The sequence below is a fragment of the Alienimonas chondri genome, assembly GCF_013036045.1.
GTDB lineage: Bacteria > Planctomycetota > Planctomycetia > Planctomycetales > Planctomycetaceae > Alienimonas > Alienimonas chondri.
This window is the reverse complement of record NZ_WTPX01000281.1, coordinates 1-3,074: the sequence shown is the minus strand read 5'-3', so window position 1 is coordinate 3,074 and position 3,074 is coordinate 1. Positions and strand designations below refer to the sequence as shown.

Below are 3,074 nucleotides of genomic sequence, written 5' to 3'. Positions count from 1 at the left end.
GAGGACGTCCGGCCGCGGCGCGGGCGCCGGGGCGGGCGGAGCGATCAGACCGCCGGGCGCGGAGACGCCCGGTCCCGAGGCGCCGCCGTCGGACAGCAGCACCTCATGATATTGCAGCAGTTCGCCGGTCTCGAAGAAGACGTTTTTGATCGCCACTTCGTAGGACGCCCGCGCCCGGAACACGGCGAGTTCCGAATCGGTCACCCGGCGCTGAGCGTCCAACAAGCGATCGAGTTCGCCGAACTCGCCCACGCCGCCGGCGGCGGCCGCTTCGGCGCCCGCTCCCTCGACGGACGGCCGAGCCAGCCCGAAGCGGTTCTCCAGCGAGTCCAGCAGCTCCAGCGCCGCGGCGTGCCGGTTCAGGCTGGTTTGCAGGCTTTGATAGGCCCGGTCTTTCTCCGCGACGGCGTTGGACAGATCGTACATGACCTGCCGTTCCTGCTCGCGGAGCAGCGCCCGTTCCCGGGCGATCTTCAGTTCGGCGTTCTGAACCGCGGCGTGAGCGCGGCGGAAGCCCAGCGGCATGCTGAACTCCATCCCGACTTCCCACTCCTGGAAGTCGCCGCTGGAGAGCGTCTCGAACGCTTCGCTGCCGGGAATCTGCGGTCCCGGCGGACCGTCCGCGGCGCTGACGAGCCGATCGCCGAACCCGCGGACCCGATAGCGGGCGATCGCGTCGAGCTGCGGGGAGAGGAAGTTCTTGGACGCTTCCAATTCCATCTCCGCCCGACGGACGCGCAGCCGCTGCGTCCGCAATTCCGGCCGTACGTCGAGGGCGCGAGTGGCGATCGCGCCCCAATCGAAGACGATCTCCGGAGGAACGGCCGGGCCGTCGTCGAGCGGGCGCAGGACGCGGTCGTCGTTCAGCGGCACGCCCATCAGCAACCGCAGCCGGCGATCCGCCGTCTGCACCCCGCCGCCGCCGCGGAACGTGCCGCCGCCGCGTCCGGCGCCGGTGAAGGTGTATTCGATCGGCCGCCCGGCGAGCGCTTCTTCCACCTCTTCCTGGAACCGGAAGTATTGCTCGCGGACCAGCGCCTCTTTCTCCGCGTCCGACCCGCCCAAGCCTTCGGCACGATCCCGGAACGCTTCCGCGACCACCATCGCCCGATCGCGGGCCTGCCGTTTGGCGTTGAGGTTGCGATAGGCGTACGTCAGTTCCCAATAGGCGTTCGTCACGTCGCTGACGAAGTCCCGCAGGCCGGTTTCGAACTCGGTCTGGCTGATCTCGTGATTCACCCGAGCGATGACGACGCCGTTATAGAACCCTGGCTCGCCGTTCGGTCCGGCGAGGCGGTTGAACGTCACGCCGCCGCCCCGCAGCAGGGGCTGACGGGCTTCAGCCTCGACGTAATTCTCGTAGGCGCTGCGGAACAGGTTCGCGGGGGCGTTGTTCTTGTCGTATTCCGTGAACTGCCGCAGGGCGAAGGCGCTGCCGGTCGCGGTGCGTTTGCGCAGTTCGGACTGCGACGTGAGCAGATCCTGTTGGAACTGTTGCACGCCGCCGCCGGCGAACTGGTTATTAATGATGCGGTCGTTGTTCTGCGCCAGCAGCGACGAGGTGAACTCCGCATCGAACGCGGCCAGCGCCGCCTCCGGGCCGAATCGGGCGTCCGTATATTGCAACGCGGGGTCGAACCGGGTGCGGACGCTATCCGGGTTTCGCAACACCGCGGCGCCCAGATCGCGGGCCACCGTGCTGTTCTCGACCGCGAAGGCGATCGCCTCCTGCAGGGAGATCTCCCAATGTTCGACCGGGGCGTCGGCGTCGCGAATCGTTCGCGGTTTAAAACCGAGCGTGCCGCGGGGATCGTGTTCCGTGGCCGCGGCCGGGATCACGTCCGGGACGCGGGGAGCCTGCGGAACCTGCTCGAGCGCGACGTTGCGGTCCGCCCCCCTCAGCCGGAGAGCGTCGACCGTCGTGCAACCGACGCCCGTCGTCGTTAGTCCCGCCAGGCACAGCGTCCCCAAGGCCCGCCGCCAACGACGGGCTGCCGCCGTTGAAATACGGTCGGCGGGGGCCGGTCGAATTGCGGACATGGGGTCGGGGGGGAGAATGCACGGCGGGCGCGGTGGGGCCGCGGATGTGCAGGGAGAATCGGCGCGGCGGCGGAACTGGCTTCATCGGAACACACCGAACAACCGGCGGATTGACCGGAAGCGCCGTCAAAGTCGCCGCCGCGATGCCCGCCGATGAGGATGGTTCAGTGCAATATCCGACGCGACGGAGGCGGCCGTCGCATCATCTCAAGCCGATGCGACAGCCGAGGTTTGCGTCGATCAGCAGGGCGGAGAGGATGGGGGCGCTAGGCTCCGCCCCCATTCGTTCGCCCCCGAATCTCCCGGCCCGCTGAGCAACGCCCCGCCCGCCGCCGGTTCTTCTTCGGGATCGAATCATTCGTCCGCGAACCAATCGTCCCCCGCATCCGTCCCGCCGCCGGGCGGGTGGGCGGACGTGGAACGGATGTTGGACGAAGCCGCGGCGCTGGTGCGGGCCGATCTGCCCCCGGCCGCGGTGGACGCCGCGTTCCTCAATCGGTTGCAACGCGGCGCCCGATCCGCGGGCGCCGCGGTGTGGGAGATCGACGGCGACGAGGCGCATTGCGTCGCGGCGAGCGGAGCGCTCTCCGAAGCCGTCGATCGGTCGGCGCTGATTCGCTCCGCGGCGGACAACCCGGCGGCGATGGTCCCGCCGCTCTCCGATCTCTCTAAAGAGGGCGCCGGCGGCAACCCGACGCCGTTCACGCTGGCTCTCTGCCCGATCGCGCTGCAAGGCGGCAGGGGCGGCGCGGTGGTGGAAGCGGCGTTTGATCCGGCGGAGGTCCGCGGCGGGGAATTGCTGGCGTTGGAGGCCGTCCGGGCCTTCGCGGAGATCTGGGAGGAGGGCCGCACCCGTCGCGAACTGGCCCGTTTGCGGGACGAACTGGCTCGACAGCGATCCGCGGCGGCGTTCGCGGCGCGGCTGCATGCGGCGGGGGGGCTCGCGGCGACCGAACGCACCCTCGCCGACGGAGGTCGAGCCGCGCTCGGCGTCGATCGGCTCACCGTCGCCGCCCCGTCGACCGGGACGTTCT

Annotated in this window: 2 protein-coding genes; one reads left to right on the top strand and one right to left on the bottom strand. The window is 69.8% G+C overall.

Annotated features, from left to right (window positions below; genetic code table 11):
* Positions 1-2,040, bottom strand: a 2,040-nt coding sequence (locus tag LzC2_RS20940) for a TolC family protein (protein WP_171189972.1), incomplete at its 3' end; no start/stop codon positions are given.
* A 424-nt stretch (positions 2,041-2,464) separates the two neighbouring features.
* Here LzC2_RS20940 and LzC2_RS20935 point away from each other — a divergent pair.
* A partial coding sequence (locus tag LzC2_RS20935; RefSeq protein ID WP_171189971.1) for a hypothetical protein occupies positions 2,465-3,074 on the top strand: 610 nt, incomplete at its 3' end.